This is a genomic window from Acidobacteriota bacterium, assembly GCA_034211275.1.
GTDB lineage: Bacteria > Acidobacteriota > Thermoanaerobaculia > Multivoradales > JAHZIX01 > JAGQSE01.
On record JAXHTF010000034.1, the window covers coordinates 12,828 to 34,784 of the forward strand.

Here is a 21,957-nt window from a genome sequence, read left to right on the forward strand (position 1 = left end):
GGCTCAACCTTCCTCCGCCGCCATCTGCTCCGAAGGCCGTTCCGGGAAGGAGATGACCACCACCGTGCGGTCGTCCATCACCTGGCGCCCCGCCGCGAATTTCTCCACCCCGGCGAAGACCGCATCCACCACCTCTCGCGCCGAACGCCCTCGATGGCGGCGGACCACTTCCAGAAGCCGGCGGGAACCGAATTCCTCATCGGCGTCCTCATCCCCGTCGCCATAGCTCTCCACAATTCCGTCGGTGTAGAGGATCAGCATATCCCCCGGGGCGACCCGCACAAAGCCTCTTTCGTACGAGGCTTCCGGTAACGGGCCGAGCACCGGCCCGCCCTCGCGCAGCCAGCGGTGGCGGCCGTCGGCCTTGAGGTGGATCGGCGGCGGGTGGCCGGCGTTGACGTAAATGAAGTTGCCGTTGACCTCCAGCTCCCCATAAACCAGCGAGACGAAGCGGCTGGTGAGGGTACTGCGATGGATGATGCGGTTGAGCCGCTCGATGGTGCGCACCATCTTGAAATCGCGCTCCGCGCCCATGCGCAGGCCGGTGTAGACATCCCGCACCTGCAGCGCCGCCGGCAGCCCGTGGCCGGAGACGTCGGCGATGGCGACGCCCATGATCTTGGAGGAGATGGAGATGTAGTCGAAGTAGTCGCCGCCGACGCTCTTCATCGGCTCGTTGCGGCCGTAGACGTCGTACTCGCCATAGCGGGGCGCCTTGCGCGGCAGCAGGGAGGCTTGGATCTTGCGCGCTTCCCGGAAGATCTCCTGCAGCCGCTGGTGGCGGATCTGCTGGCTGATGGCGTGGCGCAGGATGCCCAGGGAGAAGAGGATGTCCTCCCGGTTGTAGCCGGGAGCGACGTTGAAGGCCAGCACGTACTCCTCGTCCCCCACCTCGACGCAAGCGAACTCGTGCACCCCCAGGGTGGTCTCCAGCTCCGGATCCAGCGACGGATCGTCAGCGTCCATGAACGCCGTCCCCCGCAGGCAGCAGAGCTCCAGCGGCGGATAGGTGCTGGGCACCCGCAGCCCCGGCGCCAGCGGCTTGGCATCCCCGAAGGTGCGGCGCAGCACATAGCTACCGTTCTCCCGCTGGTACAGCCGGCCGCCGTAGATGCCCAACTCGTCGCGGAACTCGGCGATCAACTGCTCCGCCAACCGATGCACGGTCTTGAGCAAATCGTCGGTCTCGCCGATGGTGGCGACGGCCCGCTCGACTTTCTTCATCAGCATCCGCGGGTCTGCGCTGGTGGTGGCTGGGGTCACGGGGGGAGGCTCCGAAAGGGAAAAGGTGGGGTGGGTGCAGGGTGCGTCCGACCATCGCCGGACTATAGGAAGATTACCACGGCCGGGGCCTCCAAGCCCCTCCCCTCCCCCGACCTACCCGTGATCGATGAGCGCCCGGAGGATGGCGTCCTGGGCGCGCTTGGCGTGCCAGCTGCCGCGGGTGCCGTTGCACAGGATGGAGAACGCATACAGCCGGCCGGAGGCGCCCTTGGCGTAACCGCTGAGGGTGGAGACGCCGTTGAGGGTGCCGGTCTTGGCGAAAACATTGCCCCGATACGGCGGCTCCGCCAGCCGCTTGCGCCAGCTCAGATCAGCCTCGCCGCTGTAGGGCAGGGTGGCCACATACTCCCGGCCCCAGGGGTGGAAGAACATGTGCCGCAGCAAATCCGTCATCAACTTCGGCGTCGCCTGATTCTGCCGGCTCATGCCCGATCCGTCCGCCAGCTGCACGGCGTCGAGATCCAACCCGGCGGACCACAGGAACTCCTCCACCGCCGTCACGCCCCCCTGCCAATCTCCCTGCTGGCAGCGCTTCGCCCCGAGGGTCTTGAGCAACGCCTCGGCATAGAAATTCTGGCTCCGCTTGTTGATCACTTCGAGGGTGGTGAGCAGCGAGCTCTGGTGCTCCGCCACCTCGTTCCAACGCCCCGATGGCAGGCGATCGGCGGCGAAGACCTTGCCGGTGACCCGTACCCCCTCGTCGCCCAGGGCCTGGAGCAGCGCGGAGGCGAAATATTGCTTCGGGTCGTGCACCGAGACCCACTTCTCCACCGGCCACGGTCCCCGCCGCACCGTCCCCCGCACCGTCAGCACATTGGTGCCCCAGTTGCGGTCGATGTGCACCGTCCCCCGATTGCGTCCGCTGGCGGTGCGGGCGCTGTTCTCGACCTCGAAGATGCCCAGATCCGGCACCACCTCGACCCGCGCCGGCCCGCCGGGCCGCGCCGACGGCCACACCCGCACCAGGACGCAGTTGTCATTGAAGGAGAGGGAATGCACCGGCGCCTCGTACCAGCGGGTGAGCTGATCCCGCGGCCAATCCGGATGCACCAAGGTGTCATCGAAGAGGCCGTCGATGAGATAGAGGTTGCCGTCCACGGTCCGGACGCCGCTAGCGCGCAGGGCCCGGCCCCAGGAGCGGAAGACCGCCAGGGGATCGCCGAAGTGCTGGCGGCCGGAGATATTCGGGTCTCCCGCCCCCACCACCGCCAGGTCCCCCTCCAGGCGCCCCGCCCGACGCTCGCCGCGGGCCAGAAACGGCGTGCGGTGAACGAAGCTCGGCCCCAGCTGATCGAGGGCGGCGGCGGTGGTAAAGAGCTTGGTGTTGGAGGCGACGATGTACTTGCGGTCCGCCCGGTAGGTGTAGACCGGCTCGCCGGTGGCCAGGTCGACGATGTGCACCCCCACCTGCTGGGCGGCGCTGCGGGAAGCCCGGACCTTCGAGTTGAGCCCGGCCTTGAGCGCCGGCGTAGGCACCGGCGGCACCGCCGACGGCGGGGGCGGAGTACCCGCCGAAAGCACCGGCGGCGCCGCCGGTGCCGCCGCCCCGGGACCAGCCCAGAGGCCACCGGCGAGGAGTGCGACGGCGAGGAGAACCTGGAGAGAAGTAGGGATTCGCAAGCGAGGAAAGGGACGAAAGATGTGAGAGTTGACCGCGCGCATCGATACCTTTGTGATGATAAACTGAAGTGTCCACTGGCCGCCACCGATTGTTCGGGCCAGCTCATTCCACATCGCCCGGAGCCCACCTCCCGGCCACACTCTTTCGAACCGCTCCATGCGACGAATCCTTCCCATGCTTGCCAAATCCGACGCCTTCCCTCGGCTGATCCTGCTCTTCTGCCTTGCCGCCCTCTGCCTCCTCGGCGCTAGCGGCTGCGTCTCCCTCCAGCCCTACGAGGCCGTGGTCGAGGACCTGCCGGCGTCGAATCTGCTGTCCATCGACGGCCATCGAGTCTACGTCGAGGCCCAGGGCAGCGGCGAGCCGCTGGTGATGATCCACGGCTTCGGCGGCTCTACCTACAGCTGGCGTCAGGTACTGCCGGAGCTGGCCCGGAGCTACCGGGTCATCGCCCTCGACCTGCGGGGCTTCGGCTTCACCGAGCGCCCCGAAGACCTGGAGCTCTACACCCGCGACGCCCAGGTGCATTTGATCCTCCGCGTGCTCGATGAGCTAGGCATCGATCGCGCGCACCTCATGGCCCACTCCTACGGCGGCGGCCTGGCCATGACCCTGTCGGTGCGCCATCCCGAGCGCGTGCGCTCGCTGGTGCTGGCGGACAGCACCGCCCCCGACTACGCCCTCCGCCGGCGCAAGCCGGTGGCGGCGCTCCCGCCGGTGACCTGGCTCTTCACCCGCATCTACGCCCTGCGACCGCCAACGGTGCGCCGGGTCCTGGAGCGGGCCTGGTACGACGACCAGGCGGTGAGTCCGGAGGTGGTGGACGAATACCTGGAACGCCTGCGCATCGAGGGCGCCGCCCGCGCCTACCGCGGCCTCTCCACCCCCCTGGTGCACGAGCAGGAGAAGGCCCCCATCACCTACGAGGACCTCACCGTCCCGGTGCTGGTGATCTGGGGGGAAGAGGACCAGCTGATCAGCGTCGAGGCCGGCCGCTCCGCCACCGAGCGCATGCCCCGAGCCCGCTTCGTGGCCCTCCCCGACTGCGGCCACTCCCCCATGGAAGAACAGCCCGAGGCCTTTCTCCGCGCCGTCGAGCCCTTCCTCGCCGCCCCGGACCGCTCCGTGGCTTCGGCTACCGCGCGCTGAGAGCCTTTGGCTGCCGGGCCTCGTCATTCCCGCCGTCGCGAGAGCGATGGTAAAGTCAGCCGCCGAACGCCCGTGAACTCGCGACCTGCCACCTTCGCCTTCCGGCGATTGGGCTCGGGGGAACTACCATGAGCTGGATTAGCCTCGTCGGCCTCGTGACCTTGCTCGGCATCGCCTGGCTGATGTCCTACCACCGCCGCGATCTGCCGGTGCGGATCCTCGTTTGGGGTCTGGGCCTGCAATTCCTCTTCGCTCTGATCATCCTGCGGGAAGACTTCTGGAGCTTCGTCGGCATGGGCGTCTTCGCCGCCCTCCTGGTGGCCTACCTGCTGCGCGACCGCGAGCCGGAGGCAGCGGAGGCCGCCCGGAGCGCGGCGGCGGACGGCGAGGAGGCTCCCCAAGCTCCTCCCGCTCCCCCCTCCCGCCGCCTGAGCCCGGCCCTGGTGATCCAGCTGACCCTCTTCCTCGGCGTCGGCGCCGGCCTCACCGCGATTCCGAGCAACTGGATCGGCTTCCTCATGGCCGGCCTGCTGCTCTTCCTGCTGGTCAACAGCCGCTGGCGCTTCGCTGCCGGCGCCCAGCGCTACGCCGGGGCCCTGCTCATCGTCTGCGGCACCTCGTGGCTCATCGTTTCCGGTCTCTACGGCGAGCTCATCTTCGAGCGCATCAGCGGCAAGGTCGCCGAATTCCTCAATCTCTCGGACTACGGCGCCGCCTTCCTCTTCGGCAATCTCGCCGATCCGCAATACTTCTTCCCCGGCGAGGGCAGCGCCTGGCCCGGCTTCGGTTTCCTCTTCGCCTTCAAGGTGCTCCCCACCATCGTCTTCTTCGGCGGCTTCATGGCGGTGCTCTACTACCTGGGCCTGATGCAGAAAGTCATCGAGGCGGTGAGCCACTTCATGCGCTGGACCATCGGCACCAGCGGCGCCGAGACCCTCTCCTGCTCCGCCAACATCTTCGTCGGCCAGACCGAGGCGCCGCTGCTCATCAAGCCCTTCCTCGACGACATGACCGACAGCGAGCTGCTGACCATCATGGTCGGCGGCTTCGCCACCATCGCCGGCGGCGTGCTGGCGGGCTACATCGCCATGGGCGTCCCCGCCGGCCACCTCATCGCCGCCAGCGTCATGTCCGCCCCGGCGGCGCTGGTGGTGGGCAAGATCATCTTCCCGGAGAAGGAGCACTCCCAAACCGCCGGCGACGTCCGCCTGCCGGACATCGAAGCCGGCGGCAACGTCATCGAGGCGGCCTCCAACGGCATCACCGACGGCCTCAAGCTGGCGGTCAACGTCGGCGCCATGCTCCTCGGCTTCATCGCCCTCATCGCGGTGGCGGACGTGCTCCTCAACTGGCTCGACAGCCTCATCGACGGCCGCCTCCTGGGCGGCGAGTACATCGCCTACGCCACCGCCGGCATGTCCCCCGCGGTCGGGGAGTTCGCCGGCATTTTCCCCGGCTCGCTGCAAACTTTCTTCGGCACCGTCCTGCGTCCCCTGGCCTTCCTCATGGGCGTGCCCTGGCAGGACGCCGCCCAGGTCGGCAATCTTCTCGGCATCAAGCTCTCCCTCAACGAATTTGTCGCCTTCGGCACCCTCGGCACCTACATCCAGGAAGGCACCCTCGGCGACCGCGGCACCATCATCGCCACCTACGCCCTCTGCGGCTTCGCCAACTTCTCCTCCATCGGCATCCAGATCGGCGGCATCGCCGCCATCGCCCCGAACCGCAAGAAGGACCTGGCCCGGGTGGGCTTGAAGGCGATGTTCGGTGGAGCGATTGCCTCGTGGCTGACGGCTACGATTGCGGGGTTGTTGATTGGGGGGTGATCTCCGGGTCCTCTCCAAGAGCCAGAGCCCGTTGGGAGATTCGCTCAACGGGGGCCATGAACTCGTTCGATAGAAGGGTCAGGTTCGTCTCCTCCTTCACATATCGTCCCACCAGGACCGTCGAGCTCGTCCAGCTGCCTCCGTGGCCGCACCAGACCCGCCCGTCGTCGCTCCGCTCGACCTGCAGTCCCAGCCCGTAGTCGAAGGCCTCGCCGGAATCCAAGTGCCCGGGGGTTTGCATCAGCTTCAAGGAAGCCTCGCTCACCAGCTCACCCTTCCACAGAGCCGATTGCCAGGCCATCAGATCCCGCAGAGAGCTGAAGACGCCGCCGTCCCCCACGGTATCCAGAGCGAGTTCCTCCGAGAGCTCGAAGAGCGGCAGGCCGTAGCCGAAGTTTCGATATCCCTTGGCGATCCCTTTCGATTCGCTTCTACCACCCGCCACGAAGGTGTCGCGAAGGCCCAGAGGAGCGAATAGATGGGCCTTCAAAAATTCCGAGTAGGAGCAACCCGCAGCGGCTTCTAGAACCTTCGAGAGCAGGAAGTAGTTGGTGTTGGAGTAGCTGTGGCTCACCCCAGGCCGGGCCTCCCGCATCCACGCCGGCAGTTGTTGGTCCACGAACTCCGCGGAAGCCTCTTCAGGCGGCGTGTACATGCCGTCCTGCAGATAGTCCTGCAGGCCGGAGGTGTGCCAGAGGAGATCCCTCACCGTGATGGGCCGACCAACGCCCGAATGCTCGAGCTGCGGCAGAACCTCGACAACCGGCGTCGCCAAGTCCAGGCGGCCCTCCTCGGCCAGCAAGACAACCCCCGTTGCCGTGAACATCTTGCTGGCGCTAGCCAAGTCGAAGACCGTCTCCGGAGTGATCTCGACACCGGCTTCCCTATCTGCCAAGCCATAGCACTCGACCTGCGCCACCAGCCCGTCCGGCACCACCGCCAGCGCCGCCCCGGGGCCGTTGGTGCTGAAGTAGTGGGGGAGGATCTTCATGGGGTGGTCTTGGGTTGACTAGTCGGCGCTCCTACCTCGCGCGAGAGAGCTACCGGGGAAGATCCTAGTCGACATCTATCCAACGGTGCAGCAACTCGATGACCGCGACGCCCAGAAAGCCCGAGAACGGCAGCAGCGCCAGGGCAGTTGCCACCGACATCCACCCGATGCGCATCAATAACCAGCGTCGTCGGAGGCCCAACCAAGGGCTCGCTCCATGAGATCCGGCTCAATCCAGCGCGGTGCCAATCGGAGAGCCAGCGCTCGCTCGTCGGCGTCCGGGTGTCGGCGACGAATACTGATTAGCGCCAGCTCCTGCACGACCCTGGTGAGCTGGCGCACCCGCTCCGAATTCTGGGTAACCGACATGGCTCGGTATCCCTCAATCAGCATGGTCTCGGTGGCGGGATCTGTGTCGTTGGGAAGCTCGGATTTCACGGAAAACTCGTAGCACGGCGAAGATGGCCGGAGCCGCAGACACAAGCCGACAGTAAGAGTCCAACGACTCCGTGGTCAAGGGCCAAGGCTACCGCCTCCGATCCCTCCGCAGCAGGCGGTACCGGTTGAACGGCTCTTCGCCAATCAGGGCTTGGCCGTCCTCCCGGAAGCCGAGACGCCGCAGAGCAGCGACTCGCGTTCGGCTGGTGGGAAGTAGCGCGATCACGGACTCCAGTCCCAGCTCCCTGAAGGCATAGTCCAGAATCCGTTCGTAGAGAACCCTGCCCGCCCCCCAATGGGCCCGATGCAGCACCATCCCCACGTCCGCATCGTCCCCCTCCGGCTGCAAACCACCCCAGCCTACGAGCTCCCCCTCGAGAACAAACGCCCAGGGCCCATACCCCGCTTCTTTCCACATCTGCTCTTTCGCAGCTACAAAGCGCTCACAATCGGACACTCCAAAGTGTCCTCGGGCTAGCGGCAGATGCCGGCGGACGTCGGGATCGTTCATCAGCGCGATGAGAGCGTCCGGGCTGACCTCGGGGAGGCGCTGGAAGGTGATTTGGGTGTAGTCGGGGGCGGGCATGGTGGCGGCAACTACCCTGACACAAGCGGAGAGCGTGACCGGACCGGCAGAGACAAGAATCCGCCCTTTCGACACGGCGGAGCCCCGGAGGGGCGCAGGCATCTAGCCCGGGGCGAAACGGTTCGCAACCCGAAGACCCTCTAGCCCCGGAGGGGCGCAGGCATCTAGCCCGGGGCGCAAGCCCCGGGTACCCGCCCCGAAGGAACCCCAAGCCCCGGAGGGGCGACAGGAACCCTCGCTTCTCCTCGGAGCTCCAACACCCTTCGATCTTCTCCCGGCCTCACTTCCAGATACGGTCCTTATCGTAGTCGATGTCGTTCAACTCGAGCAGCTCCACGAGCTCCTTTTGCAACGTCCGCCACCGATGATGATGCGCTTGGTTCCGAATAGAGTGCTGTCGCCCCTCCGGGGCTTTCGTTTCTGATACTCCCAAACCCGGGGCTCGCGCCCCGGGCTAGATGCCTTCGCCCCTCCGGGGCTGGTTGGAGTTGCCTGAAATTCTACTACTGCATTTGAAGAAATAAAATACTGCTTAATTTGACTGGGAAATATCCTGCCCCGCGGTACGGGCGAGCTCCTAGCTGGCGGTGGCCCAGGGCAACGCAGTCGCAAGACGCTCCGTCGTCGAAGGCGGGGAGGCCTGCCATCGCATCCAGCCCCCAATACTCTACGAAGTTCCACGTGCTATAAATGCAGGAACATCTCAACTCTTGGAGGAAATCCTATGAAGCACCTCCCGCTGATCCTGCTCGCCTGCGCCCTCGTGGCCGTCTGCTGGAGTACCCCGGCCGTTGCCGAAGCCGAGACCACCACCGTCCTGCCCGACGCAACCCAGGTTCTCCCTGACCAGACCGCCGCAGCCGTGGGTCAAACCGCGTCCTGGGAGCTGAGCAGCAGCTTTGGGACCTTGCTCCAGGAGCAGCTCCCGGTCTCCGCACGGCCCTGCTCGACCACCTTCGGGTGCCTGTGCTCCCACGACTGCTCGGCGTGCAATGACAACTTCGATTGTCAGCAGGGGGGCTTCATCTACCAGTGCACGCAGATTCCGCTCTGCCGGCTGGGGATGTAGAGGCCTGGGCAGGCACCAGGCCTGCCGCTACTGTCTCGTCGAAAGAACCCGCCCTCAAGAACGGTGATTTGCCCGGTAGGGGCGATCCTCGGGGTCGCCTCGCCTGCTAAAATCCCCACCACAATGCCCACTCTCTCCCCAGGTGCTAGAGACGATCCCCGGCCAGCTTCTCTCGACCGGCGGGCGCATTTGCGACCGCGGTTCGAGCTGACGACGGAGCTGCCGTTGGGGGCGGTGCTGGAGCGGCTGCGGAAGCGGGTCGACGGGAGTGAGGATGTGTTGGGGTTGGTGCTCGACTCGGGGCGGATCGAGCTGACCTTGAACGAGAAGAAGATTCGCTTCTGGGCGCCGCAGTTGACCATCGATGCGGAAGCGCAGGAGGAGGGGGACGGGACGGTGCTGCGGGCTCGGTTCGGTCCTCATCCCCATGTCTGGACCCTCTACCTCGCCCTCTACGCCACCAGCGTGGCGCTGGCCATCGGCTGCGCCATGTTCGGGATCTCCCAGTGGATGGTGGACTCCGAGCCTTGGGGGCTCTACCTGATCCCCGTCGGAGTGGTCTTCAGCGCCCTGGTTTACGGCGCGTCCTATGTGGGACAGGGGCTCGGAGCTCTGCAGATGCAGGAGTTGCGGAGCCTGGTGGAGCGGGCCATCGCCAGGGACGACGACGCGCAGGGATCCTGAGCCCTCCGCCCAGTCAAGACCCGGACAGAGAACTCGGACTCTCTTCTATTGCGAACTACTTCGCGATCTCTTCCAGCGGCAGATCCAGGGCGATCTTCACGAAGATGATGTCGCCGAGGATGAAGAGTGCCATCAGAATCACAATCCAGATCCAGGGGTTCTTTCGCAGCCACGCTCGCATAAGGGGAAGTCCTCGGGAGATCAGGTCTTCGGAAGGTTACGGCTTCCGGAAGGTTACGGCTTCCGGAAAGTCACGGCTTCCGGAAAGTCATGGGCCTCGGAAGGTCATGGGCCTCGGAAGGTCACCGTGAGGTGTTTGCTCTCCCCCGTCTCCGGATCCGTCACGACGAGCTCCAGGGGGAAGGAGCTGTCGAAATCTTCCCGGCCTAGATAGACGAAAACCGGAGCTTCGTGATCCTCCAGAGGCTGCAGCGCGACGCTGGGCTGGGGGATGAGGAACTCGATGCTCGGCTTGGCGGTGGTGTCGCCCTCGATCTCCAGGGTCAAGGGCTCGTCGGTCTTGTTCTGGAGGTGGATCGAGTAGAGATTGCGGATGCGCTCGCCCTCGAGGGTGTAGGGCACGCCGCGGGCTCTCAGGACGTTGGCCTGGAAGGGATCGCGGCCGGCGATGGTGACGGTGGCCACCGCCACGCCGATGAGGGCGAGAATGGCGTAGAGAAAGACCCGCGGCCGCGCCAGCGAGGCTTTGGGGCCGCCCTCGAACGCGCGCTGGGAGTCGTAGCGCACCAGGCCTTCGGGCTTGCCGACCTTGCGCATGATGTCGTCGCAGGCGTCGATGCAGCGGGTGCAGCCGAGGCATTCCATCTGTAGACCGTTGCGGATGTCGATGCCGGTGGGGCAGACGGCGACGCAGCGGAAGCAGTCGATGCAGTCTCCCCCCTCGTTCTTCTTTTTGGACCGCGGCTCGCCGCGCTCGGCGTCGTAGCCGACGATGATGGTGTCCTCGTCGATGAGGGCGGATTGCAGCCGGCCGTAGGGGCAGATGATCAGGCAGGTCTGCTCCCGAAACCAGGCGAAATCGATGAAGAAGATGAGGGTGAAGAACATCGTCCAGCCGAAGGCGAGCATATGTTCGCCGGGGTGGCGCTGGACCACCCCGAGGAGCTCGCGGATGGGGATGAAGTAGGACAGGAAGATGTGGGCCACCAGGTAGGCGATGAGCAGGAAGACCACGTTCTTGGTGATCTTGCGCCAGGCCTTGTCGAAGGTCCAGGGCCCCTCATTGCGCCGGATGCGGGTGGTGCGGGGGCCTTCGATCCAGCGCTCGATCTTGCGGATCACGCCCTCCATGAACACCGTCTGGGGGCAGGCAAAGCCGCACCACACCCGGCCGAAGAGAGCGGTGGTGACGAAGAGGGCGAAGCCGCCGCCGGTGACCAGGAAGAACATCAGGAAGAAATCCTGATTGGTGAAGGTCAGGCCGAAGAGGTAGGCGTGGCGCGCCGCCAGGTCGATGTGGATGGCGGGGTGGCCGCCGATGGTGATCCAGGGCAGCCCGGCGTAGATCGCGATGAGCACCGCCCAGATGTAGGTCTGGCGTTTCTGCCAACGGCCGGAAACATCCGCGGGGTGCAGGTAGTTCCGCGATCCGTCGGCGTTGATGGAGTACAGGGTATCCAGGTCCGGGCGCCGCTGCGCCGCTGCGCCGCTGGATGGCTTTCCGCTGGCTGATGGGCCGGTCGCTGACATCGGTCTCGTCCTTTCGGTCGCCGGGGCCTTCTCGAGCTAGGAATCCAAGGTGCGAATCCGGCCGCGGCGACAGCGAGAATCTCTCGCGTTGAATCGAGGTGAGAACTGCAGGTGATGGAAGGATCACCGACGTTCGACGACGAAAAACCGAGCCCCTCGCAAGAGCAAGAGGGCTCAGGTCTGATCCCAGTGTTCTAGATATTGGGTGGTCTAAGAACTGGGTGTTCTAGGTACTGGGTGTTTTAGGTGCTGGCCGCCTCCCCTTCCACGACATCTTGGGTTTCCCCATCTGGGGTGTCGGCGCCTTCGTCCGAGGAATCGACGGCTTCGCCGCCGGCGACGTCGCCCTCGGCCTCTTGCTCCGACACCTCGCCTCCCGGCACATAGAGATCGCCTTCCGGCGGGCGGCCCTCCACGTGGGTGTTGCGAATGGTCAGCAGATAGGCCACCGCCTGCTCGACGCGGCGCGGCCCGAGCTGGCCGCCCCAGGCGGCCATGCCCTTGGAGGGAACGCCCTCCATGATCGTCTGCCGAATCTCCATCGGCGAGCCGCCGTGGAGCCAGTATTCATCGGTCAGGTTGGGGCCCACCAGGCCCTGGCCCTGATCGGCATGGCAGACCACGCAATAGGTCTGGAAGTGCGAGCGACCCTCCGCCACGGCGTCTTCCATGGTGGCCATCATCGCCAGGCTCTCGTTGGTCACGCCACCGGCTTCCAGCTGAGCCAGGCGGGCCTTCTCCGCCGCCCGCATGTCGGCCTCGTAGCGGCCGGTGGGATGGGGGATCACCGCCAGCGTGTGGAAGAGGATCCAGTAAGCGACGGAGAAGACGATGGAGCCGTAGAGGATCCACAACCACCAATTCGGCAGCCGATTGTCGAACTCCTGGATGCCGTCGTAGGTATGTTCGCGGACTTTGTCTTGTTCACTCATCGGTGGAATCCTCCGGGCTTACGTCGACGACGGAGCCGTCGGACAGGGGGAGGTGGGCCATGTACTCGGGCATGGAGCTGTGGCGAAGCTGAACGAAGACCCAGTAGAGGATCGCGATGAACGCCGCCACGAAGAGCCCCAAGGCGATGATGGGCAGGATCAGGAGATGACTGTTGGCGTAGAACTCTTGATACATCTCACTCTCCTCCCGAGGCCGAGGCCGTGCTGGCGGAGGCTGGCTCCGCCGGGTCAGCATCTGCGGACGGGGCCGGATCCGGATCCGCCGCTTCCGGGGACCCGCTAGTTGGAGGCCCGGCGGCCACCATCGGTTCCGGGCCGATGGGCTGCGGGCCCCGTCCCAAGCGTTGCAGGTAGGCGATCAACGCCGTCATTTGGGAGCCGGGGTCGAGGTCCACCGACTGCGCCGCCAGGTCGTCGGTGATCAGCTTGGCTTGACTCTGCTGCATCGCCATGGCGTCCTCGATCTCCTCCTCCGTATAGGGTACGCCGATCTTCTGCAGCGCCCTCATCTTGACCGCGGTGCCGGCCTGATCGACGCTGGTTTCGGCCAGGAAGTCATAGCTCGGCATGTTGGAACCCGGCGAAGTGGAACGCGGGTCCTGGAGATGGAGGTAGTGCCAGAGGTTGGCGTATTTGCCGCCGACGCGGTGGAGATCCGGGCCGGTGCGCTTGCTCCCCCACTGGAAGGGCGTGTCATAGACGAACTCCTGGAGGCGGGAGTATTCGCCGTAGCGCAACACCTCGTGGCGGAAGGTGCGGATCATCTGGCTGTGGCAGACGTAGCAACCTTCGGCGATGTAGACGTCCCGGCCTTCCAGCTCCAGCGGGCTGTAGGGACGCTGGATGAAGTCGTATTGCTCCGGCGGCTGGGTGTGGGCGACCATGGCCGCATCCGCCTTGCCGTATTTGACGATGGTGGGGATGAGCTCCACCAGGCCGCCGATGAGCACCGCCACCAGCACCAGCACCGTGAAGGCGGCCCAGTTGCGCTCGATCAAATCGTGCCAGTTGCCACCGGAGCGGTTCTTGGCGTAGACGAGGATGATGCCCACCACCAGGATCTCGATGAGCACCAGCGTCACGATGCTCGCCACGATGCCCGAGACGCCGAGCACGATGGTCGCCAGGATGACCACCAGCGAGACCAGCACCGGCGGCGAGAAGACCAGCCGGAAGAAACCCGGCTCCTTCGCGCGCTCCATCGGAACCTCGATCTCGACCTTCGCCGGGCTACCGGCGCGGATGGTGGCGAAGAGGTTGAACAACAGCATGATCCAGCCCGCGAGATAGGCGAGGCCGCCCATCAGGCGCATGTGGTACATGTAGCGGGAAGCCACCAAGCCCTCGATGAAGTCCGGGAACTTGAGGAAGCCGTCGGGGTCCATGGCGCGCCAGAACAGGCCCTGGCTGACGCCGCTGATCCACATGGAAACGACGTAGAGCAGGATGCCGAAGGTGCCGATCCAGAAGTGGGCTTCGGCGAGGCGCTTGGAGAAGAGCTTGGTCTTCCACATCCGCGGCACCAGCCAGTACAGCATGCCCGCCGCCATGAAGCCGTTCCAACCCAGGGCGCCGGAGTGCACGTGGCCGATGATCCAATCGGTGTAATGGCCGAGGGCGTTGACGCTCTTGATGGACAGCAGCGGCCCTTCGAAGGTCGACATGCCGTAGAAGGTCACCGCCACCACGTAGAACTTGATCACCGGGTCGGTGCGCAGCTTGTTCCAGGCGCCGCGGAGGGTCAGCAGGCCGTTGAGCATGCCGCCCCAGGAAGGAGCCCAGAGCATCAGGCTGAAGACCATGCCGAGGCTCTGCACCCAATCCGGCAGCGAGGTGTTCAGCAGGTGATGGGGCCCCGCCCAGATGTAGATGAAGACCAGCGACCAGAAGTGGACGATGGACAGGCGGTAGGAGTACACCGGGCGCTCAGCGGCCTTGGGCAGGTAGTAGTACATGATGCCGAGGATCGGCGTGGTCAGGAAGAAGGCCACGGCGTTGTGGCCGTACCACCATTGCACCAGGGCGTCTTGGGCGCCGGTGAAAATCGAGTAGCTGTGGAAGAGGGAGGTCGGGATCTGGAGGTTGTTGACGATGTAGAGCACCGCCACGGTGACGATGGTGGCGATGTAGAACCAGAGGGCAACGTAGAGGTTCTTCTCGTTGCGCTTCGCCAGCGTCCAGAAGAAGTTGACGGCGAAGGCCACCCACACCAGCACGACGGCGATGTCGATGGGCCAGATCAGCTCCGCGTACTCCTTGCTCTGGGTCAGGCCCAAGGGCAAGGTGACGGCCGCCGAGACGATAATCAGCTGCCAGCCCCAGAAGTGGAACCAGCTCAAGAAGTCGGAGCCCATGCGGGCCCGCGTCAAGCGCTGGGTCGAGTGGTAGATCCCCGCGAACATCATGTTGCCGACGAGGGCGAAGATCGCCGCGTTGGTGTGCAGCGGACGCAGCCGGCCGAACTGCAGGAAACTGGTGTTGAAATTCATCTGGAAGAAGGAGAGCTGGCTCGCGACGAGCACGCCCGCCAGGAGCGCCACCGCCCCCCAGATCATGGTAGCGAGGCTGAAGGCCCGAACGATCGCGTCGTCGTACACGATGCGTCGGGTCATCGGTTTCGTAGCTTCCATTGAGGCTTCCATGAGATCGGCCTTTCGTGAGTGAAAGATGGGTATCAGCTTCCCGAGTTGGAAGGTACTCGGGCGGGTTGTTCGTCGAGAGAGTTTTCGGGCTCGTCCTGCTCCAGGGGCAGGAGGGACAGTCGGTCGCCGTGCTCGAAGTCGCCGGCGGCCAGGCGCAGCACGAAGAGCACCAGGCCGGCCACCCCCAGCAGAAGGCTGACGAAGAGGGTGACGATCAGGATGTCCATCGCAGCGTCCTCCGGGCTAGGCGATGGCTGGTCAGCAGCACCACGGCGACGGAGCTGGCGGGCATCAGAATGGCGGCCACCACCGGGTCCACCACCCCAGCGAAACAGAGCGAGACCGCGGCAAGGTTGTAGACCGCCGCGAAGAGTAGATTGCCGCGCTGGACGCGGTGGAGGTGGCGGGCCATCTCGATGGCGTGGCGCACCGCACCGATGCCGTCCCCGAGGAAGTAGAAATCCGCCTTCTGGGGCAGGATGGCGCGATCCACCGCCGGCGTCGCCTTGCAGTAGGCGGCGTCGAAGCTCGGGCTGTCGTTGAGCCCGTCGCCCACCATCAGGGTGTCGTGCTCGTCCAGCGCTGCCACGGCGGCGGCTTTTTGCTCGGGGGAGAGGTCCCCCTGCACGCGCTCCCGCGGCAGCTGCAGCTCATCGGCGACCCGCGCCACCTTGGAGCTCGTATCGCCGCTGAACAGGTAGACCGCCAGGCCCAGGTCCTGCAGCGCCTCGACCTCGGAGGAGGCGTCGGGGCGCAGATCTTCTTCGAATTCGAGAGCCGCCAGCGCCTCCCCGTCGAGGCCCAGCACTGCCCCCGGAAAGTTGTCGTCGGACGGGGCCATTGGCTCGCCAAGTCCGGAATTCCCCTGGCCGAGCACGAAATCCGGGCGCCCGAATCGATACTCCCCCGCTGCTCCGCGCCAGGTCAGCCCCTGGCCGGTGACTTCCCGCAGATCGTCGGCGGAGACGGAGCTCCCGGCGTCTGCCGAGGCCAGCGCAGCGTCCGCTGACTCACGGAAAGCCAGAGCCTCGGCGACGCAACGGCTCACCGGGTGGTTGGAGCGCGCCACCATGCTCCGCAGCACGGCGCGGTGCGCCGGTTCCAGACCTTTCAAGGCTTCGACTGAAGCTCGGCTCAGCCGCAGCTGCCCGCGGGTGATGGTGCCGGTCTTGTCGAAGACCACCTTGCGCAGGGCCAGGGCGCGGTCCAGGAAGCCGTCGTCCCGCAGCAACACGCCGAGATCCCGCAGCCTCCCGTGGGCCAGCTCGCGGCCCAAGGGCAGGCCCAGGCCGAGGGCACAGGGGCAGGTGACCACGAGGATGGCGACGCTGGTTTCCACCGCCAGCTGAAGGCCGCCCCGCAGCCCCACCAGGAAGCCCACCGCCGCCACCGCAAAGACCAGCAGGACGTAGACCGACGCCACCCGATTCCACCACGCCTCGACGCCCCCCGCCGGGGCGGAGCTCGCTTTGGGCTCGCCTTCATCGCTGGTGATCAGATCGCCGCGGATCAGGTCCGTCAGGCGGGAGCCGGAGAAGTCCTCCCGGGCGGTGATGCGGAATCCGCGGCTGCCGGCGTTGAACGCCCCCGCCGGCACCACGTCCCCGGGGTGGGTCTCCACCGCCGCCGCTTCGCCGGTGATCCAGTCGAGGGAGACCGTCGCCGCCCGGTGCAGCAGAATGCTCGCCACCGGCACCAGGTCGCCGGGAGCGATCCACAGCTCGTCCCCCGCCTCGATGGCGCTGACGGGAATCGCCTCCGGCATGCCGCCATCGAAGCGCCGGGTGAAGAGATCCGCAATGCCGGCGGAGGCGAGGAGGGCGTTGCGGTTGCGTTCCACCACCCGCTCCTGAAGCCAGCGGCCCACCAGCATCAGGGTGACGAAGATGGTGATGGTGTCGAAGTAAGCGGCGTGGGGTCCGTGGGCGAGATAGGCCCAGGTGGAACCGGCGAAGGCCAGCACCATGCCCGTAGCGATGGGCAGATCCAGATGGGCGATGCCCCGGCGCAGGCCGCGCCAGGCCGAGAGGATGAACGGTGATCCCCCCACCGCCAGGGCGAGGACCGCCCAGCCCAGGCTGAGCTGGCCCAGGAGCTCGAAGAGCGACGTCTCGTCCGCCGCCAGCCCCAAGTAATAGGCCAGGCTGTAAGTCATGACGTTCATCGACGCCGCGGCGCAGATGCCGATGCGGATGAGCAGGCCGCGGGAGCGGCGGGGCGCAGCCTTGCGCGGCGGCCCGAAGCGATAGCCGAAAGATTCGACCTCGTGAAGATAGTCCCGCAGGTCGCTCTGGGACGGGTCCCACAGCATGTCGACGCTGCCCACCGCCGGGTTGATACGCAATTGGCCGGCACCGGCGTGGCGGGCGAAGAGCTTTTCCAGCAGCCAGATACACGCGGCGCAATGGACCCCCTGGAGGTCGAGGCGCAGCCGCCGCAGGTTGGAGCCGGGGAGCTCCGGCGCCTGCTCCAGCACGGAGTCCAGCCAGTTGAGGCTGTCGCGCCGCAGCTGGGCCGGCGGCGCGGTGGGGCGGCGCCGCAGATCGTAATAGCGTTCGAAGCCCTGATCGTGAATCAGCTGGTAGACCGTGCGGCAGCCGCGGCAACAGAAGGGGCCGTCCTCCGCCCGCCAATAGGCCCCCAGGGGCAGTCCGCAATGGGCGCAGGCGTCGGGCCGCGGGGCTTCCCCCGAAGGCGGAGGCGCCGCCTCCGGCATCGAGGGCAGCGGGCAGGTGGCCCGCAGCTCTGGAGCAGCCAGGCTCATGGGCTCGTCACCCTCGAATCGCCGCCGAGCTCCCCACGAGCCATCTCAGGCTCACGGGCCCGATCTCCATCGACCAGGGAGGAAAAATCGTAGGCCTCGGTCCGGCGCTCCCCCAGCCATTCGCGGGTCGTGGCTCCCCACGGATTGGGCTCCGCCGGCACCTCGTGGAGAATCGAGGCCAGCAGATCCCAGCAGACCACCCCGAGGCCGAGAATCAGGAGCACCGAGCCCAGCCCGCTCACCGGCTCGAGCCTCGCCGCCGCTTCGCTGGAGAAGACGGTCAGGGACGACAGGCCGCGGCTGCCGGCGACCAAGCTCGGAACGAAGGCGAGCAAATAGCCGCCGAAGAGCAGGGCGGCCCCCAGGCGGCCCAAAGTCTCGCTGGTGGCCCGGCCCGTGAGCAGGGGCCACCAATAGTAGAGGCCGGTGATCAACCCGGCGACGGCACCGCCGCCCATGAGGAAGTGCAGCTGAGCGGTGTCGAAGAGGGAGCCCTGGAGATAGCTGCCGGTGGACAGGGTGGCCAGGAAGATTCCCGCCAGGCCGCCGAGGGTGATCAGCACCACCAGGTTGAGGGCATGGAGGAAGGCCGCAGAGAGCCGGATGGCGCCGCCGGCGAGGGTCGCGAGAAGGTTGTAGAGGAGCACCGTCGCGGGCACCATGGCGAGCAGGCTGATGCCGCTCTGGGCAGCCAGGAGCGTCGGCGCGGTGCCGTCGTTGACCAGCGCCACCCCGCTACCGCCCAGGGAAAGGACCGCCAAGGCGGCCAGGGACAGGGGATTGGAGCGGCCACCGGCGGGGGCCTTGCGGCTGAAGGTGGCGAGGACCTCGAAGGCCACGCCGATGGCGGGCAGGACCACCACCGCGGCGCCGGCGTGGAGGATGAACTCGAAGAGCCGCTCGTAGGCGAGGGGATCCTGCGCCAGTCCTCCCGCCATCCCGGCACCGAAGACGCTGGCTCCCGTGACGCTCTCCAGGAAGAGCAGCAGGCCCAGGCTGGCCATGGCCACCGCCACCGCCAGCTGCACCGCAGCACCGCTCACCAGGGCCCACACCAGCACCGGCAACTCCGACAGCTGCAGATCCTCGGAGCGCTCGTAGACCACCGTCGCCAGCAAATTCAAGGCGCCGCAGACCAGGGCCAGGCCGAGAAGATGGAGCCCCAGGGCCGCCGCGGCGAGGGGCCAGGACAGACCGCCGTCGGCAGGGGGAAGGCTGCGCAGCGTGCGGTCCACCGATCCCCCGAGGAGCGCCAGGGCGATCAAGACCCAGGACGCGAGATAGAGCTGCAGAGTGATGCGGTTGAGCGCCGGAAAGGCGAAGTTCTTGGCCCCCACCATGGGCGGCAGCACCAGCCCTCCGATGACCAGCGGCAGCGCCGGCAGAGCGAAGAGGAAGACCAGCACCAGGGCGTGGGCGGTGAGGGCACCGCCGAGGGCGTCGGCGCTGACCAAGGCTCCCCCGGAGCCGAAGAGCCCCGCCCGCAGCACGAAGGCCAGCTGCGCCCCCAGGAGGAGCGCCGCCAGCACCCCGCCGAGCTGGATGCGCGCGATGCGCACCGGGTCGGTGGTGGACCACCAGGAACGAGCATCCATTAGAGTGCCTCCCCCCCGTCGCTCAGGCTCTCGAGATAGGTGATGATGGCGTCGATCTCCGCGTCGCGAATCTGGCCGGCGAAGGGAGGCATGACCGGCTCGAAACCCTCTACCACCTGCGAGGTCGGGTCGAGGATCGAGCGGCGCACATAGTCCCCGTCGGCGATCTGGCTGCTGCCGTCGGCGAAGCGGCTCTCCCGCCCCATCAGCCCCTGGAAGGAGGGCCCGGTGAGGGGCGAGCCGTCGACGGTGTGGCAGACCAGGCATCCCTTGCGCTCCACCAGCACGCGGCCGGCGTCGAGGGGCGGCAGGGTCAAGAGGATGTCCGACTTGGACATCAACCACTGATCGAAATCCGCCGCCGAGTGCACCGTGACCACGGCCGGCGCGGTGGGAGACGATGCCAGGCTGGGACCGGCGCTGAGGAGCTCGTAGCTCCCCGGCTGGCTGGCCGCAAACCAGGCCTCGGTACTGACCCCGGCCTTGGCGTTCCTACGCACCCGGAACGCCGGGATGGTGACGGACACCGGCGCGTCGGCGGTCTGCACCGTGAGGCGCACCGGGCGTTCGCTGGGAACGTGCAGCTCGTCCGTCTCGACGTCGGCGGAATAGCGGAAGGTCAACCCCTCCGGCCCCCGAAGGGCTTCCACGGTGAGGGCGTCGGTGGGCGCCACCGAGGCGTCCAGATAGCCTCTGACGCCCATGGCGAAGACGGCCACCACGAAGACCAAAGAGAGCAAGACCGCCAGGCCGCGGTAGAGGCCCCGGTCCGCCATCTGCCGCCCCACCTGGTCGTCGTCCCGGCGCAGATTCATGAACAGGATCACGTCGAGGGCGAAGAGCAGCCCCAAGAAGACCGTCGCCGCAAAGACCATCAGGACGGTGAAATGAAGGTCGACGGTCTCCGCCACCTGCGCCGCCGCCTCCGGCAACCAGCCGTCGGCGGTTACCGGCGCCGCGGCGAGAAGAGCGGGGATCGGGAGCATGATTCTGGCTAGCGTGCCGCCCGTCATCTGAGCTCTCATGGGCTGGCCTCCTGCGACTCCTCTGGCTCTCTTGACTCCTCTGGTTCTTCAGACTCCTCCGAGCTCGGCCCGGCGTCGATCGTTCCAGCCTGCTCATCCACGACCTGCTCTTCCAAGACGAGAGCCATGGCCCGCTCGATGGGCAGATGCACCGTCCCCGCCTCCTGGTCGATCCAGTGATAGTCCGCGGTGAGCTTCTGCTGCTGCTCTTCCTGGTAGGCCTCCAGCTCGGGATAGGGCCGCTCGAAGATCTTGCCGCGCTCCTCCTCCGCCATCTGCCGCTGCGTCCACCCCTGGAGGAAGATGCCCACCGTCAGCACCGCCACCAGCGCCGCCACGGCGCCGAGGATGGTGGTCAGGAGGGAGATTGTCCTGTCGTTCGTGCTCACGGCAGAGCTCCTAGGTGTTCTCGAAGGCCAGGGAATCGTCGATGCGCGGATCGCGGATCGGTACGAGGGAATGGCTCGACGCCAGACGGCCGATGCCCGCGATGAAAATGCCGCCGATACCGACGAAGGTGAGCAGGTCGAGCCAGTCCAGAGTCGGCGCCGACGGCCGCCACTGGGGCATGACGATCCAGTAGAGATCGATCCAATGCATGACCAGAATCCACACCGCCCAGAACAAGAGCGAAGGCCGCCGGCGCTTGGCCTTCTGCGCCAGCAGGCCGGCGAAGGGAATCAGGAAGTGGCCGAAGACCAGGGTCAGCCCAAGCCAGCCCCAGCCGTTGGACTGGCGGGCCAGGAACCAGGCCGTCTCCTCGGGGATGTTGGCGTACCAGATGAGCATGTACTGGCTGAACGCCAGGTACGCCCAGAAGAAGACAAAGGCGAAGATCAGCTTGCCGTAATCGTGCAGGTGCTCGACGTGGATGACCTGGCGCACCCGCCCCCGGCTCTGCAGCCAAAAGGTCATCAGGGTCAGGAAACACATGAAGGCGAGGAAGCTGCCGGCGAAGAAATACGGGCCGAACATGGTGCTGAACCACGACGGATCGAGGGACATCAGCAGGTCATAGGACGCAAAGCTGACGCTGAGGGCAAAGAGCAGCAGGCATAGGCCGCTCTTGCGAGACATGCGCACGCTGAGAGCCGGATCACCGCTGGTGTCCTGCTCCGCCGACCGCTTCCAGAACCACCAGGCGTAGCCGCACCAGATGGCGAAGTAGATCACCCAGCGGACGTAGAAGAACTCGAGATCGAGGAACGCCGCCTTGTGCTCGAGAAGCTCGGCGGGAGCGTGGCTGGTGCCGGCGGCCCACGGCATGATCCGGTGGGCCAAGACCAGCACCGGTACCGCCAGCAGCGCCAGGGTGGTCAGATTGGCCGCCGTAACCTCGGCGAGGCGGCGGCTGACGACGTTCCACACCGCCCCGGTGACGTGTCCCACGGCGACGAGGAAGAGAGCGCCCAGGGACAGGCTGAGGAAGAAGGCGAAGCTCAGCAGATAGGACCAGCCGAAGGACTGGAAGCCGTCGCCCCGGGCGGCGCCCAAGGCCACCGCAGCGCCGAGGCCGATCAAGCCCAGGACGCCCGAGATGCGGACCAGCCGCGGCCCGAGCTCGTCCAGCGTCAGGTGGTCGTCTGCGAGTGATGGAGTGGGGTGATCGTGGGACACCAT

The 21,957-nt window shown here is 66.5% G+C and carries 20 protein-coding genes; 4 read left to right on the forward strand and 16 right to left on the reverse strand.

What is annotated here, in order from left to right; genetic code table 11:
• Positions 1 to 3: 3 nt before the first annotated feature.
• Together SX243_08035 and dacB are read right to left on the reverse strand one after the other, a co-directional pair.
• Complete coding sequence (locus SX243_08035) at positions 4 to 1,263, reverse strand: PP2C family protein-serine/threonine phosphatase (GenBank protein MDY7092905.1); 1,260 nt, start codon at positions 1,261 to 1,263, stop codon at positions 4 to 6.
• Between the two features lie 114 nt (positions 1,264 to 1,377).
• Positions 1,378 to 2,946: a D-alanyl-D-alanine carboxypeptidase/D-alanyl-D-alanine-endopeptidase gene (gene dacB, locus SX243_08040; protein MDY7092906.1), complete on the reverse strand. Its 1,569-nt coding sequence runs from the start codon at positions 2,944 to 2,946 to the stop codon at positions 1,378 to 1,380.
• Positions 2,947 to 3,079: 133 nt separating this feature from the next.
• Here dacB and SX243_08045 point away from each other — a divergent pair, with 133 nt between their 5' ends.
• On the forward strand, positions 3,080 to 4,054 hold the full coding sequence (locus SX243_08045; protein ID MDY7092907.1) for an alpha/beta hydrolase: 975 nt from the start codon (positions 3,080 to 3,082) through the stop codon (positions 4,052 to 4,054).
• A gap of 128 nt (positions 4,055 to 4,182) precedes the next feature.
• Positions 4,183 to 5,880: a nucleoside transporter C-terminal domain-containing protein gene (locus tag SX243_08050; GenBank protein MDY7092908.1), complete on the forward strand. Its 1,698-nt coding sequence runs from the start codon at positions 4,183 to 4,185 to the stop codon at positions 5,878 to 5,880.
• Here the strand turns inward: SX243_08050 and SX243_08055 are convergent.
• From SX243_08055 to SX243_08065, 3 genes are all read right to left on the reverse strand, one after another.
• On the reverse strand, positions 5,849 to 6,871 hold the full coding sequence (locus SX243_08055; GenBank protein ID MDY7092909.1) for a serine hydrolase domain-containing protein: 1,023 nt from the start codon (positions 6,869 to 6,871) through the stop codon (positions 5,849 to 5,851). The two genes, SX243_08050 and SX243_08055, sit on opposite strands and share 32 nt — an antisense overlap.
• 174 nt (positions 6,872 to 7,045) lie before the next feature.
• Positions 7,046 to 7,309, reverse strand: a complete 264-nt coding sequence (locus tag SX243_08060; protein MDY7092910.1) for a hypothetical protein — start codon at positions 7,307 to 7,309, stop codon at positions 7,046 to 7,048.
• 88 nt (positions 7,310 to 7,397) lie between these two features.
• Positions 7,398 to 7,895, reverse strand: a complete 498-nt coding sequence (locus SX243_08065; protein ID MDY7092911.1) for a GNAT family N-acetyltransferase — start codon at positions 7,893 to 7,895, stop codon at positions 7,398 to 7,400.
• Positions 7,896 to 8,619: 724 nt separating this feature from the next.
• Between SX243_08065 and SX243_08070 the strand changes: the two genes are divergently transcribed.
• Together SX243_08070 and SX243_08075 are read left to right on the forward strand one after the other, a co-directional pair.
• On the forward strand, positions 8,620 to 8,964 hold the full coding sequence (locus tag SX243_08070; protein ID MDY7092912.1) for a hypothetical protein: 345 nt from the start codon (positions 8,620 to 8,622) through the stop codon (positions 8,962 to 8,964).
• Between the two features lie 189 nt (positions 8,965 to 9,153).
• A complete protein-coding gene (locus tag SX243_08075; GenBank protein ID MDY7092913.1) occupies positions 9,154 to 9,648 on the forward strand; it encodes a hypothetical protein in 495 nt (164 codons plus the stop codon).
• 55 nt (positions 9,649 to 9,703) lie between these two features.
• On the opposite strand, the gene SX243_08080 is transcribed toward SX243_08075, so the two are convergent.
• The 11 genes from SX243_08080 to SX243_08130 form a co-directional block, all read right to left on the reverse strand.
• Positions 9,704 to 9,829, reverse strand: a complete 126-nt coding sequence (locus SX243_08080; protein ID MDY7092914.1) for a hypothetical protein — start codon at positions 9,827 to 9,829, stop codon at positions 9,704 to 9,706.
• A 104-nt stretch (positions 9,830 to 9,933) separates the two neighbouring features.
• Positions 9,934 to 11,358, reverse strand: a complete 1,425-nt coding sequence (gene ccoG / locus SX243_08085) for a cytochrome c oxidase accessory protein CcoG (GenBank protein ID MDY7092915.1) — start codon at positions 11,356 to 11,358, stop codon at positions 9,934 to 9,936.
• A 242-nt stretch (positions 11,359 to 11,600) separates the two neighbouring features.
• Positions 11,601 to 12,290, reverse strand: coding sequence for a cbb3-type cytochrome c oxidase N-terminal domain-containing protein (locus tag SX243_08090; protein MDY7092916.1), 690 nt, complete (start codon positions 12,288 to 12,290; stop codon positions 11,601 to 11,603).
• Positions 12,283 to 12,486 carry a CcoQ/FixQ family Cbb3-type cytochrome c oxidase assembly chaperone gene (locus tag SX243_08095; protein ID MDY7092917.1) on the reverse strand — a complete coding sequence of 68 codons (204 nt, stop codon included), beginning with the start codon at positions 12,484 to 12,486 and terminating at the stop codon, positions 12,283 to 12,285. The genes SX243_08090 and SX243_08095 overlap by 8 nt, the downstream gene beginning before the upstream one ends.
• A 1-nt stretch (position 12,487) precedes the next feature.
• On the reverse strand, positions 12,488 to 14,923 hold the full coding sequence (gene ccoN / locus SX243_08100; protein ID MDY7092918.1) for a cytochrome-c oxidase, cbb3-type subunit I: 2,436 nt from the start codon (positions 14,921 to 14,923) through the stop codon (positions 12,488 to 12,490).
• A gap of 62 nt (positions 14,924 to 14,985) precedes the next feature.
• Positions 14,986 to 15,180 carry a cytochrome oxidase gene (locus tag SX243_08105; protein ID MDY7092919.1) on the reverse strand — a complete coding sequence of 65 codons (195 nt, stop codon included), beginning with the start codon at positions 15,178 to 15,180 and terminating at the stop codon, positions 14,986 to 14,988.
• Complete coding sequence (locus SX243_08110; GenBank protein ID MDY7092920.1) at positions 15,168 to 17,717, reverse strand: heavy metal translocating P-type ATPase metal-binding domain-containing protein; 2,550 nt, start codon at positions 17,715 to 17,717, stop codon at positions 15,168 to 15,170. Before SX243_08110 ends, SX243_08105 begins: the two co-directional genes overlap by 13 nt.
• A complete protein-coding gene (locus tag SX243_08115) occupies positions 17,714 to 19,312 on the reverse strand; it encodes a cbb3-type cytochrome c oxidase subunit I (GenBank protein ID MDY7092921.1) in 1,599 nt (532 codons plus the stop codon). The genes SX243_08110 and SX243_08115 overlap by 4 nt, the downstream gene beginning before the upstream one ends.
• Complete coding sequence (locus SX243_08120; protein ID MDY7092922.1) at positions 19,312 to 20,337, reverse strand: c-type cytochrome; 1,026 nt, start codon at positions 20,335 to 20,337, stop codon at positions 19,312 to 19,314. Before SX243_08120 ends, SX243_08115 begins: the two co-directional genes overlap by 1 nt.
• Positions 20,334 to 20,726: a hypothetical protein gene (locus SX243_08125; GenBank protein ID MDY7092923.1), complete on the reverse strand. Its 393-nt coding sequence runs from the start codon at positions 20,724 to 20,726 to the stop codon at positions 20,334 to 20,336. The genes SX243_08120 and SX243_08125 overlap by 4 nt, the downstream gene beginning before the upstream one ends.
• A 10-nt stretch (positions 20,727 to 20,736) precedes the next feature.
• Positions 20,737 to 21,957: a quinol:cytochrome C oxidoreductase gene (locus tag SX243_08130; GenBank protein ID MDY7092924.1), complete on the reverse strand. Its 1,221-nt coding sequence runs from the start codon at positions 21,955 to 21,957 to the stop codon at positions 20,737 to 20,739.

What these genes read in the sequence shown, in the direction of transcription:
- dacB (MDY7092906.1), bottom strand. Translation starts at nt 2,946, where the DNA reads ATGCGCGCGGTCAACTCTCACATCTTTCGTCCCTTTCCTCGCTTGCGA.
- SX243_08055 (MDY7092909.1), bottom strand. Translation starts at nt 6,871, where the DNA reads ATGAAGATCCTCCCCCACTACTTCAGCACCAACGGCCCCGGGGCGGCG.
- SX243_08065 (MDY7092911.1), bottom strand. Translation starts at nt 7,895, where the DNA reads ATGCCCGCCCCCGACTACACCCAAATCACCTTCCAGCGCCTCCCCGAG.
- SX243_08070 (MDY7092912.1), top strand. Translation starts at nt 8,620, where the DNA reads ATGAAGCACCTCCCGCTGATCCTGCTCGCCTGCGCCCTCGTGGCCGTC.
- SX243_08115 (MDY7092921.1), bottom strand. Translation starts at nt 19,312, where the DNA reads ATGGATGCTCGTTCCTGGTGGTCCACCACCGACCCGGTGCGCATCGCG.
- SX243_08050 (MDY7092908.1), top strand. Translation starts at nt 4,183, where the DNA reads ATGAGCTGGATTAGCCTCGTCGGCCTCGTGACCTTGCTCGGCATCGCC.
- SX243_08105 (MDY7092919.1), bottom strand. Translation starts at nt 15,180, where the DNA reads ATGGACATCCTGATCGTCACCCTCTTCGTCAGCCTTCTGCTGGGGGTG.
- SX243_08130 (MDY7092924.1), bottom strand. Translation starts at nt 21,957, where the DNA reads ATGGTGTCCCACGATCACCCCACTCCATCACTCGCAGACGACCACCTG.
- SX243_08120 (MDY7092922.1), bottom strand. Translation starts at nt 20,337, where the DNA reads ATGAGAGCTCAGATGACGGGCGGCACGCTAGCCAGAATCATGCTCCCG.
- SX243_08090 (MDY7092916.1), bottom strand. Translation starts at nt 12,290, where the DNA reads ATGAGTGAACAAGACAAAGTCCGCGAACATACCTACGACGGCATCCAG.
- ccoN (MDY7092918.1), bottom strand. Translation starts at nt 14,923, where the DNA reads ATGACCCGACGCATCGTGTACGACGACGCGATCGTTCGGGCCTTCAGC.
- SX243_08095 (MDY7092917.1), bottom strand. Translation starts at nt 12,486, where the DNA reads ATGTATCAAGAGTTCTACGCCAACAGTCATCTCCTGATCCTGCCCATC.
- SX243_08110 (MDY7092920.1), bottom strand. Translation starts at nt 17,717, where the DNA reads ATGAGCCTGGCTGCTCCAGAGCTGCGGGCCACCTGCCCGCTGCCCTCG.
- ccoG (MDY7092915.1), bottom strand. Translation starts at nt 11,358, where the DNA reads ATGTCAGCGACCGGCCCATCAGCCAGCGGAAAGCCATCCAGCGGCGCA.
- SX243_08080 (MDY7092914.1), bottom strand. Translation starts at nt 9,829, where the DNA reads ATGCGAGCGTGGCTGCGAAAGAACCCCTGGATCTGGATTGTGATTCTG.
- SX243_08045 (MDY7092907.1), top strand. Translation starts at nt 3,080, where the DNA reads ATGCTTGCCAAATCCGACGCCTTCCCTCGGCTGATCCTGCTCTTCTGC.